General features: G+C 70.9%; 15 protein-coding genes. 8 read left to right on the top strand and 7 right to left on the bottom strand.

Annotated features, from left to right (window positions below):
* Positions 1-46: 46 nt before the first annotated feature.
* Both OCS65_RS18170 and OCS65_RS18165 read left to right on the top strand, forming a co-directional pair.
* Positions 47-481, top strand: coding sequence for an acyl-CoA thioesterase (locus tag OCS65_RS18170; RefSeq protein ID WP_006930531.1), 435 nt, complete (start codon positions 47-49; stop codon positions 479-481).
* Entirely contained in the window at positions 474-1,178 is a 705-nt protein-coding gene (locus tag OCS65_RS18165; RefSeq protein WP_006930539.1) for a DUF8010 domain-containing protein, read from the top strand. Before OCS65_RS18170 ends, OCS65_RS18165 begins: the two co-directional genes overlap by 8 nt.
* Here the strand turns inward: OCS65_RS18165 and OCS65_RS18160 are convergent.
* From OCS65_RS18160 to OCS65_RS18150, 3 genes are read right to left on the bottom strand one after another with little or no spacing between them, the layout of a single operon-like run.
* Positions 1,165-2,088, bottom strand: coding sequence for a DMT family transporter (locus OCS65_RS18160; RefSeq protein WP_006930541.1), 924 nt, complete (start codon positions 2,086-2,088; stop codon positions 1,165-1,167). The genes OCS65_RS18165 and OCS65_RS18160 overlap by 14 nt on opposite strands.
* Positions 2,076-3,665 (bottom strand): glycoside hydrolase family 13 protein, encoded by a 1,590-nt coding sequence (locus OCS65_RS18155; protein WP_043798962.1) that lies wholly within the window; start codon positions 3,663-3,665, stop codon positions 2,076-2,078. The genes OCS65_RS18160 and OCS65_RS18155 overlap by 13 nt, the downstream gene beginning before the upstream one ends.
* A gap of 55 nt (positions 3,666-3,720) precedes the next feature.
* Positions 3,721-4,113: a globin gene (locus OCS65_RS18150; RefSeq protein WP_006930544.1), complete on the bottom strand. Its 393-nt coding sequence runs from the start codon at positions 4,111-4,113 to the stop codon at positions 3,721-3,723.
* A 174-nt stretch (positions 4,114-4,287) separates the two neighbouring features.
* Here OCS65_RS18150 and OCS65_RS18145 point away from each other — a divergent pair, with 174 nt between their 5' ends.
* The 3 genes from OCS65_RS18145 to OCS65_RS18135 all read left to right on the top strand — a co-directional run bounded on the left by OCS65_RS18145 (position 4,288) and on the right by OCS65_RS18135 (position 5,702).
* The gene (locus OCS65_RS18145; RefSeq protein ID WP_006930548.1) at positions 4,288-4,911 is read left to right on the top strand and encodes an HNH endonuclease; all 624 of its coding nucleotides are present in this window, start codon (positions 4,288-4,290) and stop codon (positions 4,909-4,911) included.
* Between the two features lie 64 nt (positions 4,912-4,975).
* Entirely contained in the window at positions 4,976-5,239 is a 264-nt protein-coding gene (ctaJ, locus tag OCS65_RS18140) for an aa3-type cytochrome oxidase subunit CtaJ (RefSeq protein ID WP_006930550.1), read from the top strand.
* Positions 5,226-5,702, top strand: coding sequence for a DUF5130 family protein (locus OCS65_RS18135; protein WP_006930552.1), 477 nt, complete (start codon positions 5,226-5,228; stop codon positions 5,700-5,702). Before ctaJ ends, OCS65_RS18135 begins: the two co-directional genes overlap by 14 nt.
* An 82-nt stretch (positions 5,703-5,784) precedes the next feature.
* Here the strand turns inward: OCS65_RS18135 and pepN are convergent, their stop codons facing one another.
* Together pepN and OCS65_RS18125 are read right to left on the bottom strand one after the other, a co-directional pair.
* On the bottom strand, positions 5,785-8,367 hold the full coding sequence (gene pepN / locus OCS65_RS18130) for an aminopeptidase N (RefSeq protein WP_263507387.1): 2,583 nt from the start codon (positions 8,365-8,367) through the stop codon (positions 5,785-5,787).
* Between the two features lie 62 nt (positions 8,368-8,429).
* A complete protein-coding gene (locus OCS65_RS18125; protein ID WP_263507386.1) occupies positions 8,430-9,674 on the bottom strand; it encodes an NAD(P)/FAD-dependent oxidoreductase in 1,245 nt (414 codons plus the stop codon).
* Between the two features lie 139 nt (positions 9,675-9,813).
* Between OCS65_RS18125 and OCS65_RS18120 the strand changes: the two genes are divergently transcribed.
* The 3 genes from OCS65_RS18120 (at position 9,814) to OCS65_RS18110 (ending at position 11,816) form a co-directional block, all read left to right on the top strand.
* Positions 9,814-10,434, top strand: coding sequence for a mycothiol-dependent nitroreductase Rv2466c family protein (locus OCS65_RS18120; RefSeq protein ID WP_029543074.1), 621 nt, complete (start codon positions 9,814-9,816; stop codon positions 10,432-10,434).
* Positions 10,435-10,518: 84 nt separating this feature from the next.
* Positions 10,519-10,998 carry a ribose-5-phosphate isomerase gene (locus OCS65_RS18115; protein ID WP_029543077.1) on the top strand — a complete coding sequence of 160 codons (480 nt, stop codon included), beginning with the start codon at positions 10,519-10,521 and terminating at the stop codon, positions 10,996-10,998.
* Between the two features lie 20 nt (positions 10,999-11,018).
* Positions 11,019-11,816 (top strand): Fpg/Nei family DNA glycosylase, encoded by a 798-nt coding sequence (locus OCS65_RS18110; protein ID WP_006930558.1) that lies wholly within the window; start codon positions 11,019-11,021, stop codon positions 11,814-11,816.
* Here OCS65_RS18110 and OCS65_RS18105 read toward each other — a convergent pair.
* Positions 11,813-12,589: a hypothetical protein gene (locus OCS65_RS18105; protein ID WP_050035063.1), complete on the bottom strand. Its 777-nt coding sequence runs from the start codon at positions 12,587-12,589 to the stop codon at positions 11,813-11,815. The two genes, OCS65_RS18110 and OCS65_RS18105, sit on opposite strands and share 4 nt — an antisense overlap.
* 50 nt (positions 12,590-12,639) lie before the next feature.
* The gene (locus tag OCS65_RS18100; RefSeq protein WP_029543084.1) at positions 12,640-14,013 is read right to left on the bottom strand and encodes a wax ester/triacylglycerol synthase domain-containing protein; all 1,374 of its coding nucleotides are present in this window, start codon (positions 14,011-14,013) and stop codon (positions 12,640-12,642) included.
* Between the last annotated feature and the right edge of the window lie 26 nt (positions 14,014-14,039).

The raw sequence follows: 14,039 nt of genomic DNA, 5'->3' as shown, positions 1-14,039 counted from the left end.
TGAAGCACGCCGGGGTGGAGCACCGTGGAGCCGCGGGGCCCGCGCAGTGAGGGACGCGACCGAGCAGTTCGGCTTCCACACCGCGGTGGAGGTGCGCTGGTCCGACATGGACGCGTTCCAGCACATCAACCACGCGCGCATGGTCACCCTCCTCGAGGAGGCCCGCATCCCGTGGCTGTTCGCCGACGGCCGGCCCACCGTGAACCTGCGGGAGGGTGCCGTCATCGCAGACCTGCACGTGCGGTACCGCGGCCAGTTGCGGCACGAGGACAGCCCGCTGGACGTGCTGATGTGGGTCGAGCAGGTGCGGGCGGTCGACTTCACCATCGGCTACGAGGTCCGGCCCGGCGGCGCGCCCGCCGACGCCACGCCCTCGGTGGTCGCCTCCACCCAGATCGCGGCGTTCGACATCGGCACCCAGCGGCTGCGCCGGCTCACCGGCCCCGAACGCGAGTACCTGCAGCGGTGGCGTCGTGGCTGATTCCCTCAGTGCGGCCGGGACGTCACCCGAACGGTGGCTGCAGGTCCCGGACCCCGCCGACCGCTCCGACCTCGTCGCGTTCCTGACCCGCGCGGTCCGGCTCGACGAGGCCGCTGTCGTGCGGCTGCGGCAACGCCCCGACGGGCTGCTCTCGGCGTGGGTGAACACCGGGTTCGACGCCCTCGCCGCCCGGGTGCTGCGCGGCACGATCGCCCCGGCGGACACGACCGTCGCCGCGGACGGGCTGCGCGCGGCCCTCGTCGCCGCCGGCGGCGACGGGATGGACCCGGGGTGGGCGATGGACTCGGCGTGGCGCGGGGCCCTGCCTCCGGATGCCGGGTACGTCCACCTCGACGACGTCCCCGCCCGCGTCCTCGTGGACCTCGCGCAGCGCGGCGTCACGCTCAGTCGCGAGCAGGGGCAGGGACCGCCGTCGTCGCTGCTGGCGCAGGAGGTGCTCGAGGTCGCCGGTGGGGGAGAGCGGGCCGGGGTGCCGATGCGGCTGGTGTTCGCGCTCAACGCCATGGGCTTCGTGCCCACGGGCGGTGCCCCCGCGACAGCGGAGATCGACCTCGACCGGATCGACCCGGCCGAAGTGGTGCGCGTGCGGGCGTCGGCGACATGGCTGCGGCTCGACGCCCGCTACGGATCCGTGTACCTCCGCCGCGGCGGAGGTCTCGGCCTCAGCGTGCGCTGACACCGCCGCCGAGATTCCGGCCCAGCAGCGTCAGCGCCGCGACCACGACCACCGTCCCCGCGAGGGCCACCGGGCCGAGCCGCTCGCCGAGCACCAGCACACCGAGCACGGCCGCCACCACCGGTTCCGCGAGCGTGAGGGTGGTCACCGCCGCGGGCGACAGCGTGCGCAGGCCGAGCGCGAACAGCAGGTAGGCGAGCACCGTGGGGACGAGGGCGAGATAGACGACGGTCGTCGCGCCGGCCGCGCTGTCGAGACCGCCCGGCCACTGTGCCAGCAGGATCGCCGCCATGGGCACCGCCGCCAGCCCGAACATCGCGCCCATCGACGCGGCCGGGGTGGCGCCGCGGCCGAGCAGCGCGGCACCCGCGACGGTGTACGTCGCGTAGCCCAGGCCGGCCGCAAGCGCGGGCAGGGCCCCGGCCGCGACGGAACCGGCGCCCGCGGAGGTGCCGCCGCCCGATCCGGCGACGATGAGGACGAGCCCGACGACCGCGATCGCCGTCGACACCGCCCACACGCGGCCGGGGCGGCGCCGGGACACCAGCCACTGCAGCAGCCCGGTGAACGCCGGTCCGGACCCGAGCGCGATCATCGTGCCCGCCGCGACGCCCGCGGTCTGCACCGCGGTGAAGAACCCCAGTTGATACATCACCACGCCGCCGGCGCCGAGCAGCGTCGGCAGCCGGCGGCCCGCCGGGAACAGCGGGCCACGGGCCCGCGCGAACAGCGCGAGCACCGTCCCGGCCAGCACGATGCGGCCCGCCCCGACCGCGACGGCGTCCAACGGGACACCGAGCGCACGCGAACCGAGGGCCTGCGCGGTGCCCGTCGTCCCGAACAGGGCGGACGCCGCCAGCACCAGGGCGACCGCGCTCGCCGGCGAGCGGTGTGCGGTCAGATCAGCCACGCCGCGCCGTTGCCGGGCAGCTGCCCGTCCACCAGCGGCGCGCTGGACAGGATCACCGTGCCCGGCGGCATCTCCACCGGGTGCTCGGTGGTGTTGAGGGCGCAGATCAGCCCACCGGAGCGGCGGAACGCCAGGCACCCGGGCGGACTGCCGTACCAGTCCACGTCGGCGCCGTCGAACTCCGGCCGCCGACGTCGCGCCTCGAGCGCCGCCCGGTACAACGACAGGGTGGACGAGACGTCCTCGAGCTGCGCCTCGACGGTCAGCCCGGCCCACGTGTCCGGCTGCGGCAGCCACGTCTGCGATGCGCTGGTGAAGCCGAACGGCGGCTGCGTGCCCTCCCACGGCATCGGGACCCGGCACCCGTCCCGGCCGCGGTCGGTGTGCCCGGACCGCTCCCACACCGGATCCTGCAGCGCGTCCTCGGGCAGGTCGTCGACGTTGGGCAGGCCGAGTTCGGCACCGTTGTAGAGGAAGGCCGCACCGGGCAGCGCCAGCTCGACGAGGATCATCGCCCGCGCGCGGTCGCGCCCGAGCGGACCGCCGCCGTAGCGCGTCACCTCACGCTCGATGTCGTGATTGGACAGCGTCCACGTCGCGACCCCGCCGCTCGGCGCGACCGCGGCGAGCGACACGTCGATCGCCTCCCGGATCTCGGCGGCATCCCACCGCGCGAGCGCAAGATGGAAGTTGAACGCCAGGTGCAGTTCGTCGGGGCGCAGGTACTCCGAGAACAGCACGTGGTCGTGCACCCAGATCTCACCGACGGCCACCGTGTCCGGATACTCGTCGAGCACCGAGCGGATCCGGCGGTGGATGTCGTGGACCTCGGCGTTGTTGAACCGCGGGTCGTCGTCGAAGTGCCGCAGCAGCCGGTTCTGCTCCCAGTGGTCGAAGTCGGGTAGCCCGCCGGGCTTGGCCATGCCGTGGGCGACGTCGATGCGGAAGCCGTCGATGCCGCGGTCCAGCCAGAACCGCAGGGTCTTCTCCAGGTCCTCGAACACCTCGTCGTTGCGCCAGTTCAGGTCCGGCTGCTCCGGTGCGAACAGGTGCAGGTACCACTGTCCGGGGGTGCCGTCGGGTTCGGTCACGCGGGTCCACGCGGGGCCGCCGAACACGCTCGGCCAGTTGTTGGGCGGCAGGTCGCCGTTCGGCCCGCGGCCGTCGCGGAAGTGGTACCGGGCCCGCTCGGGGCTGTCGGGTGCGGCGACCAGCGCCTCCCGGAACCAGGGATGTTCGGAACTCGTGTGGTTGGGGACCAGGTCCATCATGACGCGGATCCGGCGGGCGTGGGCGGCCTCGACGAGGGCGTCCAGAGCGGCGAGGTCGCCGAACAGGGGATCGACGTCGCGGGGGTCGGACACGTCGTAGCCGTGGTCGGCCATCGGTGAGCGCATCACCGGGTTCAGCCAGATCGCGTCGACCCCCAGCAGCTCCAGGTATCCGAGCTTGTCGCGGATCCCGTCGAGGTCGCCGACGCCGTCTGCGTTCGAGTCGGCGAACGAGCGGGGGTACACCTGGTAGAAGACGGCGTCCGCCCACCAGCGTTGTGCAGGGGTGCCGGGGGGAGTGCTCACAGCCACCCATAGTGCCAAACCGACAGGTGGGCCACGACTCGAACGTGGCCGGCCCTCAGATCGGCGAGTTCATCATCGAGTCCGCCGCCATCTCCATGTACGCGATCAGCTGGCTGCGGTGCTCGTCGTCGAGCGTCTGCGAGTCGATCGACGCGATCGCCGTGTGCATGCAGCGCAGCCAGGCGTCGCGTTCGAGCGGGCCGATCCGGAACGGGTGGTGACGCATCCGCAGCCGCGGGTGCCCGCGCTCGTCCGAGTAGGTGCGCGGTCCGCCCCAGTACTGCTCGAGGAACATCCGCATGCGCCGTTCCGCCGGGCCGAGGTCCTCCTCCGGGTACAGCGGGCGGACGATCTCGTCCTCGGCCACTTCCTCGTAGAAGCGCGCCGTGAGCTTGCGGAATGTCTCGGCGCCGCCGACCGCGTCGTAGAAGGTCTGCTCGTCACTCATCAGTTCTGCTCACCGTCCCTCTCGCTCGTCCATTGTGCCGGTTCCGGGAGTGCGCGCCCCAATCGGACGTCTCCGGCACGGGATGTTCACCTCCGGGACCCGGAAAGTCGTCAGAATCGGCGTGCGACGTGCGTAGATCCGTGGTCCACTTGTGAGCAGTCTTCCGGAGGTCGTATGAAGCACCGACGCATCGCACATCGACAACTCCCGCCCGCCGACGCCCACAACGGGGCGCCGGGGGCCAACTCCCTGTGTGTCGTACGCGACGACGCTGTCCCGGACTGGGTCAAACGCCGCGTACTTCTGCTCAACGCCACCTACGAACCGCTCACCGCGCTGCCCGCCCGTCGCGCGGTCGTGCTCATGGCCGGCGGCAAGGCCGACACCGTGCACGAGGATCCGCTCGGCCCGCTGGTGCGATCCGCGGAATGGGCGGTGCAGATTCCGTGGGTGATCCGGCTCCGGAGCTTCGTGCACGTGCCGTACCACGCGCGGGTGCCGATGACCCGCGCCGCGCTCATGCACCGCGACCGGAACCGGTGCGCCTACTGTGGCGCCAAGGCCGAGACCATCGACCACGTGGTCCCGCGCAGCCGCGGCGGTGAACACTCGTGGGAGAACTGCGTGGCGTGCTGCGCCTCGTGCAATCACCGCAAGGCCGACAAGTTGCTCAGCGAACTCGGCTGGACGCTGCGCGCCGCGCTCGTGCCCCCGAAGGGCCGGCACTGGCGGCTGCTGGCGACGCTGCCGGAGCTGCATCCGACCTGGTTGCCGTACCTGGGCGAGGGCGCGGCCTGATCCCCGTCGCCGCAAGTCGGGGCAAGCGCGCCGGGATCGCACATGCTGGGCTACCGTTTGCGATGTGAGCATTCTCGAGACAACCCTCATATTCGTTGCCATCCCGGTGGCGATCATCGTGATACTCGGGGTCTTCTCCGTCTTCACGAAGCCGGTTCCGGGCACGCGGCCCGCCGAGTACAAGCTCGGGGACAAGTGGGACCACGATCCGATGCTGTGGAGCGCGGTCGACGAGGTCACCACGCACGGCCACCACGGTGGGCATCATGAACTCGTCGCCGGCGCGCCGGTCGACCCGATCGGAGGTAGGGCAAGTGGCAAGTGGTGACGTGATGCACAGCCGGACGGCTGTGGCTCCCGCGGAACTGCCGTACGGTGCGGCGCTGACGGCGAGCGGCCGGATCTCCCGGACCCGCCCCCTCGACGGCCTGTTCGAGGGCCCGCCGTTCCGCGACCGCGACATGATCGCTCTCGACGATGCGCTCACCGAGGCCACCCGGGCGACGAAGGTGCGCTTCAACGTCTACGTCGCGGACGCCACCGACCCGGCGGCAACCACCGACGCGGTGTTCCCGACCACGCCGGAGGCGCCGAACTCGGTGCTCATCGCCGTGTACCCGAACCAGCGCTCCATCGAGATCCGCAGCGGCCGCGGCGTCGCGGACCGCGTCGACAACCGGGTCACGCAGCTCGGCGTGACCGCCGCGATCTCGTCGTTCGGGCAGGGCGACCTGATCGACGGCATCGTCAGCGCGATCCGCGTCATGGCGAACGCGATCACCGCGCCGTAGTTCCCCTCGCCTCTGTGGCCGAATGTCACATCACGTCGATCGGATCGACACGATGTGACATTCGGCCACACGCGTGTTGCGGCTAGGACGCGTCGAACGCCCGCGCCTTCAGCGACCGGACGATCCCCGCGCGTCCCTCGCTGATCAGCCGGCGCAGCGCGGGCGGATGCTCACCGGCGAGGAACTCGTCGGCCGCGGCGACGGAGGCCTCGCTGATCGACCACGACGGGTACAGGCCCACGACGACGGTCTGCGCGACCTCGCTGGAGCGGCGCTCCCACACGCCCGGAGCGTCGGCGAAGTACCGCGCGACGAAGGGCTCGAGCAGCTCCGACTGGCCGGCCGGAGCGAAGCCGCCGATGATCGCGCGGGCGGTGATGTTCGGGATCGAGTCGTCGCCCACCACCGTGTCCCACACCTGTTCCTTGACGGCCTCCTGCGGGCGCGCCGCCCGCGCGGTGGCCGCCTGTCGTGCACCGGCGGCCGTCGGATCCCGCTCGGCCTCGGCGTCGATGAACGGCGACTCCACGCCCTCCGCGTCGATCTCCCCGGCCGCGGCCAGCGCCTGCACGATCCGCCACCGCAGATCCGTGTCGACGACCAGTCCGGCCAGCCCGACGCTGGAAGGCTCGGCGCCGAGCAGTTCCCCGAGCACCTCGGTGTGCCACGGCGCGAGCCGGGCCGTGGTCAACGCGTTGACGAACGCGAGCTGATGGTCCGAGCCCGGCTGCGCCTCGCGGGCCAGTTCCAGCAGCCGGTTCGCGTAGTCGTTCCAGCCTCGCTCGGCCGCCCAGCCGGGATCGGCGTAGCTGCCGAGGGCGGTGTGCGCCTGCATCAGCAGCCGCTGTACCACGCCGACCTCCGTCTCGGTCGCGACGCCGCGCTGGACCAGCGCCACGAAGTCGCGGGCCTTCAGCTCGGCCTGCCGGGTCATCTCCCATGCGGCAGACCATGCCAGGGTGCGCGGCAGCGGCTCGGCGATGTCGCCGATCCGGTCCATCAGCACCTCGAGCGACTGGGGATCGAGCCGCACGGAGCAGTACGTGAGGTCGTCGTCGTTGACGAGCACCAGCTTGCCGCGGCCGACGCCGACGAGCTCCGGCACCTCGGTGCGCTCGGTGGCGTCGAGGTCGATCTCGACGCGATGTGTGCGGAGCAGCTTGCCCGAACCGTCGTCGTCGTACACCCCGATCGCGAGCCGGTGCACCCGGCGTTCCCCGGCGCCGGGGTCGGCGCCCTCCTGGATCACCGCGAAGCGGGTGAACCGCTCGTCGTCGTCGACGTCGAAATCGGGGCGCAGGATGTTCAGCCCGGTGGTCTTGAGCCACTGCGCGCCCCACCCCGACAGGTCCCGGCCCGACGACTTCTCGAGGGCCGCCAGCAGGTCGTCGAACGTGGCATTGGCGAACGCGTGCTCACGGAAGTAGTCCCGCAGCCCCGCGAGGAACGGTTCCTCGCCGACGTAGGCGACGAGCTGCTTGAGCACGGACGCGCCCTTGGCGTAGGTGATGCCGTCGAAGTTGACCTCCACCGCCGCGAGGTCGGGGATGTCCGCGGCGATCGGGTGGGTCGAGGGGAGCTGATCCTGGCGGTAGGCCCACGACTTCTCGACGTTCGCGAACGTGGTCCACGCGTTCGTGTACTCGGTGGCACGCGACTGGCACAGCACCGAGGCGAAGGTCGCGAACGACTCGTTGAGCCACAGGTCGTCCCACCAGCGCATGGTCACCAGGTCGCCGAACCACATGTGTGCCATCTCGTGCAGCACCGTCTCGGCGCGACGCTCGTACGAGTAGCGGGTGACCTTGGAGCGGAACACGTAGTCCTCGAGGAAGGTCACCGCGCCGGCGTTCTCCATCGCGCCGGCGTTGAACTCGGGAACGAACAGCTGGTCGTACTTCCCGAACGCGTAGGGCATGCCGAAGTTCTCGTGGTAGAACCCGAAGCCCTGCTTGGTCTCGGTGAACAACCGCTCGGCGTCCATGAACTCGGCCAGGGAGGCACGGCAGTAGATGCCGAGCGGGATGGTGCCGTGCGCGTCGCTGTAGGTGTCGGTCCACTCGGTATACGGTCCGGCGATCAGCGCCACGAGGTAGGTGCTCATCCGGGGCGTGGTGCGGAAGACGTGCCGTCCGGGGTCGGCGGCGACGGTGTTCACCGTCGCGGCATTGGAGATCACCTTCCAGTCGGCGGGCGCGCTCACCGAGATGTCGAACGTGGCTTTCAGGTCCGGCTGGTCGAAGCACGCGAACATCCGCTTGGCGTCGGCCGTCTCGAACTGCGAGTACAGGTAGACCGCGCCGTCGGTGGGATCGACGAAGCGGTGCAGGCCCTCGCCGGTGTTGGTGTAGAGGCAGTCCGCCTCGACGGTCAGTTCGTTGCGCGCGGCCAATCCGCTCAGCGCGATCCCGCTCTCCTCGGTGTATCCGGAGACGTCGACGGGCTTGCCGTTGAGGGTGGCCGAGTGCACGGTCTGCGCGATCAGGTCGACGAAGGTCGACGCGCCCTCCGTGGCGTCGAACGTGACGGTGGTGGTCGAACGGAACGTGGTGGTTCCCGGAGCGCCCGCTCCGTCGGTCAGGTCGAGTTCGATGCGGTAGTTGTCGACGGTCAGGACCGCGGACCGCTCGGCCGCCTGCTCGCGGGTCAGATTCGGTGGTGCCACGGAAAACTCCTTCTCACGACGGGATGCGACTCGCCTGCCATCCCATCATGTGAGGGACCGGTTCACCCGGCGACCTCCGCGAGTGGCACCTCCGGATCGGAGAGCCGGTGGGGGTCGACGGATTCGCCGGAGGAGATCAGCGCGCGGATGTCGTCACCCGCGTCCCAGATGTTGACGTTCATCCCGGCGCAGACCCGCCCGGCCGCGTCGAGCCAGAACGCGAGGAACTGCCGGGAGTCGACGTCGCCGCGCGTGATCACCCGCGCGTCGCCGGGTGCGTGCCCGACGTACTCCATGCCGAGGTCGTACTGGTCGGTGAAGAAGTACGGCAGACGGTCGTAGGAGGCGGGCCGGCCCAGCATGGTGGCGGCCGCGACGTCGGGCTGGTGGAGCGCGTTGGCCCAGTGCTCGACCCGGATCCGGGTCCGGAGCAGCGGATGCTCGGCGGCGGCGATGTCACCGACCGCGACGATGTCCGGATCGCTGGTGGCCAGGGACGCATCGACCAGCACTCCGCCGTCCTCCGTCGCCAGTCCGGCGTCGCGGGCCAGTTCGACGTTGGGCGCTGCGCCCACCGCGAGGAGGACCGCGTCGGCCCGGATCTCGGTGCCGTCGCCGAGACGAAGCCCGCTCGCGCGGTTCTCGGCGGTGAGGATCTCCGACACCGTCGTCGAGGTGCGCAGGTCCACGCCGTGATCGCGGTGCAGCTTCGCGAAGACGGCTCCCATCTGCTCACCGAGCGCGGCGGACAGGGGCTGGGGGGCTGCCTCGACGACGGTGACGTCCGCGCCGTGCTCGCGCGCGCCGGCGGCGATCTCGAGACCGATCCAGCCGGCACCGACGATCGCCAGGTGCGCCGCCGGCCCCGCGTCGCGGCGGACGGCGGCAAGCAGCGCGTCGGACTGCTCGACGGTGCGCAACATGTGCACGCCCGCGGCGTCGACGCCCGGCAGCGGGATGCGCCGCGAGCGCGAACCGGTCGCGAGGGCGAGCTTGTCGTAGCGCACGGTGGAACCGTCGGGCAGCGTGACCGTGTGGGCGGCAGGATCGAGCGCGGTGACGGTGACGCCGAGTTCGACCTCGACCCGGTGGTCGCGGTACCAGTCACCGTGCTGCACGGTGAACTCCGCAAGCTGCTTCTTGCCGGCGAAGTAGTCCTTCGACAGCGGTGGTCGCTCGTAGGGAAGGTGTTCCTCCTCGCACAGGAGGAGGATCCGGCCGGGGAAGTCGCGGGCGCGCAACTGCTCGGCCGTTTTGGCCCCGGCGAGCCCGCCGCCGACGATGACGAAGAGTTTCTCGTTGGACATCGCGCATCCCCGTTCCGTGCGGCACCGGTTCCTCGACGGTACGTCGGCGACGGCGCGGGAACCGGCGGTTCGGGAAGAATTGGGCGACGGCCGACGTTGAATCGGACCGTAGTCCGATTTTCTGCAGCGAGGAGACCCCGTGAGCGACCCGACTTCCAAGGACACCGCCGACTTCTGGTTCGACCCGTTGTGCCCGTGGTGCTGGATCACCTCGCGCTGGATTCTGGAGGTGGCGCAGGTCCGCGACATCGAGGCGAAGTTCCACGTCATGAGCCTGGCCGTGCTCAACGAGGGCAAGGACGACCTGCCCGAGGTCTACCGCGAACTGATGACGCGGGCGTGGGGTCCGGTGCGGGTGGCGATCGCCGCGGCGCAGAAGTACGGCGACGAGATTCTCGAGCCGCTGTACACGGCGATGGGCACCCAGATCCACAACGAGGGCAACAAGGACTTCCCGGCGGTGATCGCCAAGTCCCTCGCGGACCTGGGCCTGGATCCGCACCTGGCGCAGGCCGCCGACACCGATGCCTACGACGAGGCGCTGCGCGCCAGCCACGCCGCCGGCATGGATGCGGTCGGCCCGGACGTCGGCACGCCGACCATCCACGTCAACGGCGTGGCGTTCTTCGGTCCGGTGCTTTCACGGATCCCGCGCGGCGAGGACGCCGGCCGGATCTGGGACGGGGTGGTGGCCATGGCGTCCTATCCCCACTTCTTCGAACTCAAGCGCACGCGCACCGAGGACCCGAGCTTCGAGTAGGCGCCTGCGGCGCCGGTGCGTCCTTTGGGCGGTTGCTGCCGCCCAAAGGACGCACCGGCAGCAGCGCTGCCTACTATCTGACGCATGCGCGTTTACCTGGGTGCCGACCACGCCGGCTTCGAACGTAAGAACCAGATCATCGAACATCTCACTGCCAACGGCCACGAGGCCGTCGACTGCGGCGCGTACGAGTACGACGCCCTCGACGACTACCCGGCATTCTGCATCGAGGCCGCTCGCCGCGTCGTCGCGGACGAGGGCAGTCTCGGCATCGTCCTCGGCGGCAGCGGCAACGGTGAGCAGATCGCCGCGAACAAGGTGCCGGGCGCCCGCTGTGCCCTCGCCTGGAGCGTGGAGACCGCCAAGCTGGCCCGTGAGCACAACAACGCGCAGCTCATCGGCATCGGTGGTCGCATGCACAGCCTGGAGGAGGCCCTCGCCATCGTCGATGCGTTCGTCGCCACCCCGTGGTCGGGGGAGGAACGGCATCAGCGGCGCATCGACATCCTGAGCGAGTACGAGAAGACCGGCGTGGCCCCGGAAGTTCCCGGCGCGCCGGCCTGACGAACGGAGCCTGATCCACCGTGCCGGAGGGACCAGCCCTGCACCGGCTCGCCCGGCTGCACCAGCGACGTTTCGCGGGTGCCTCGGTGCGGGTGTCGAGCCCGCAGGGCCGCTTCGCCGACGACGCGGCGCTCGTCGACGGCCGGGTGCTGCTCCGCGCCGAGGCGCTGGGCAAGCACCTGTGGCACCACTACGACAACGGCCTGACGGTGCACGTGCACCTGGGTCTGTACGGCTCGTTCACCGAGGCGCCGGTTCCGCTGACGGATCCGGTCGGTCAGGTACGGATGCGCATGGTCGGCGCCGAGTTCGGCACCGACCTGCGCGGTCCGACCGCGTGCGAGGTCCTCACCCCGGGCGAGGTGCAGGCGATCGCCGCGCGGATCGGTCCCGACCCGCTGCGGCGGGACGCCGAACCCGAACGGGCGTGGACGCGAATCACCAAGTCCCGCAGCGCCATCGGCTCGTTGCTCATGGACCAGTCCGTGATCTCGGGGGTGGGCAACATCTACCGCGCGGAGGTCCTGTTCCGGCACGGCATCCATCCGCAGCGCCCCGGCCGTGATCTCACCAGAGCCGAGTTCGACGCCGTCTGGGACGATCTCGTCGTTCTGATGCGGACGGGGGTGCGACGCGGCGCGATCCACGTCGTGCGGCGCGAACATGACCACGGCGCACCGGCTTACGCCAAGGGCCGTCCCCGGACCTACGTCTACCGGCGTGCGGGTGAGCCGTGCCGGTTGTGCACCACGCCGGTGCTGCACTCGGTCATGCAGGGCCGCAACCTGTTCTGGTGCCCCGCCTGCCAGGTGGGCTAGAAGTCGAACCCGCCGAAGTCCCCGCCGGCCCCGAAATCGCTCCCGCCGTAGTCACCACCGCCGTAATCGCCGCCGGCGTCGCCGTAGTCCCCGCCGTCCTGGCCGGCCTCGAGACCCTGGTCGTATCCGGAGTCGAAGCCCTGCTCGAAGGCCTGCGCGTCGTACGGCACCCCGGCCATGCCGGAGAACATAGCCGAGAACAGCAGCATCGATCCGACGCCCCACGCCCCGGCGACGAGGGCGGGCTTCCACCACGGCTCCGAGTACCAGCCCGCCGGCACGGGCCGGCCCGCGACGCGCCCGCCCGGGAAGTAGTTCGGGGTGCGCGACGAGGGGGCCGGTGAGGCTGCCACCGTGCGTCCCTCGAAGTCGATCTCGCGGTTCTCGGTCACGCGGCCGGCCGTCTGCTGGCCCTCGAGCGTGGGGATATCGGGACCGGGGTCCATGCCCATCGCGAGGCGGGCGGCCCGGATGTAGTACAGCCCCTCGAGAGCGGTCTGCTTGGCCAGCCGTGCCTGCACCGGTGTGCGGGACTGCTCGATCTGTGAGCCGGCGGCGTTGTAGCGCTCGGACGCATCGGCGAGGGCCTGCTTGGAGGCGGTGTCGGTGCCGGTGAGGTTGTAGATCTGGCCGCCGAGCCGCTCGATGGCCTGCCGGGCGTCGGCCTTCGCGTCGTCGAGTTCGTGGGCGCCACGCCCCGACTTCTTCCGCTGCGCCGCGGACACCAGGAACACGACGGCGACGAGGACGGCGACGATCAGCAGGAGTTCCACGGCGGTCCCTTCCGGCGGACTGGACGGTCACCGTCCAGCCTACCGGCGGGTCAGGCTTCGAGGACGGCGTGGAATCCGTCGCGCATGCAGTCGTCGAACACCTCGAGGTCGGGGATCGCCCCCGTGTCGAGGGTGAACCCGACGCAGCACGTGTGCAGATACGACATCAGGGTGACGTTGAACGCCGAGCCGAGGGTGGGGCCGAAGGCGTAGTACCGTTCCACCTTCGCGCCGGCGACGTACAGCGCCACCGGGGAACCCGGCACGTTGGAGGCGAGGAAGTCGACGTGCTTGAGCATCTCGCCGACGACGGCCGGGGGGAGCAGATTGAGGGGGGTGGCGAGGGTCTGCGCCATCGGCACCGCCGGCTCGTGGCGCCAGCCTTCGACGATCCTGTTCACCTCCTGCATGAGCGTGAGGGGGTCGTCGGAGCGCACGGGAAGCGGGAAACGCGCGAGGTTGATCCGGTTGCCGCCGAGGGTGTCCTGATCGGTACGGATGCTCAGCGGCATCGTGACCCGCAGCTCGTCGACGTCGGATCCGTGGCGGTGGTGGTATTCGGCCAGGCCGACGAGGACGGCGGTCAGGAAGGCGCTGTTGAGGGTGGCGCCGCCGCGGTGGGCGGCGTCGCGCAGCCGGTCGAGCGGGACGTCGATCACGTGGAGCCGGCGGCTGAGGGTGCGTTCCGTCATGACCGGGGATTCGAGCCGCAGGATCGGGCGCAGGTAGCGGGCGACGGACGCCGCAACCCCCGCGGCGTTGCGGGCGGAACCGATCGGGTTGGTGACCACCGCCCGGGTGGTCGGCCAGATCGAGGCCAGCCCGCGGCCCGCGAGTCCGCGGAGCTGGGACCAGTCCCAGCCGATCGCCTCGGCGGCCAGGTCGAGGCTGTCCGGTGATTCCGGGGCGGGCGGTTCCGGGGCCGGATCGCGGGGCGTGCCGTCGCGGTCGAAGTCGACCAGCCGCGCGGTGATCTGCATACCGCCGATTCCGTCGGTGAGGGCGTGGTGCACTTTGATCAGCAGCGCGGCCTGACCGCCGGCGAGTCCGTCGACCACCGTCATCTCCCACAGCGGCCGGTCCTTGTCGAACGCGGCCATGGCCGTGGTCCGGGCGAACTCGAGGACGTCGTCGAAGTTCGCCGGCCCGGGAAGGGAGACCCGGCGCATGTGCCAGGACAGGTCGAAGTTCGCATCCGCGACCCATCGCGGCGGCGCGAGACCGAACGGCACCTCGACCACGCGATGCCGGAAGCTGGGCACCTCCCGGGTGCCGCGGTCCATCATCTCGCACAGACGGTCCCAGTCGGGTGAGGCGTCGAGCAGGACGACGGCCACGATCGTCGACCGGAGCGCGGGATCCTTCTCCATGCTCCAGGTGAGGTAGTCCGTCTGCTGCATGTGGCGGTCGGATGCGTTGCTCATCTCGGTAACTTCTCACACGGGCCGCC

Source organism: Rhodococcus aetherivorans (genome assembly GCF_025722975.1).
Classification (GTDB): domain Bacteria; phylum Actinomycetota; class Actinomycetes; order Mycobacteriales; family Mycobacteriaceae; genus Rhodococcus; species Rhodococcus aetherivorans.
The sequence above is the reverse complement of the archived record's forward strand: the minus strand, read 5'-3'. Positions and strand labels throughout refer to the sequence as shown.

Bases quoted from the DNA above. Each gene is read 5' to 3' on its own strand.
- OCS65_RS18150 (WP_006930544.1), bottom strand. From the start codon at position 4,113: ATGAGTGACGAGCAGACCTTCTACGACGCGGTCGGCGGCGCCGAGACA.
- OCS65_RS18145 (WP_006930548.1), top strand. From the start codon at position 4,288: ATGAAGCACCGACGCATCGCACATCGACAACTCCCGCCCGCCGACGCC.
- OCS65_RS18125 (WP_263507386.1), bottom strand. From the start codon at position 9,674: ATGTCCAACGAGAAACTCTTCGTCATCGTCGGCGGCGGGCTCGCCGGG.
- OCS65_RS18115 (WP_029543077.1), top strand. From the start codon at position 10,519: ATGCGCGTTTACCTGGGTGCCGACCACGCCGGCTTCGAACGTAAGAAC.
- OCS65_RS18100 (WP_029543084.1), bottom strand. From the start codon at position 14,013: ATGAGCAACGCATCCGACCGCCACATGCAGCAGACGGACTACCTCACC.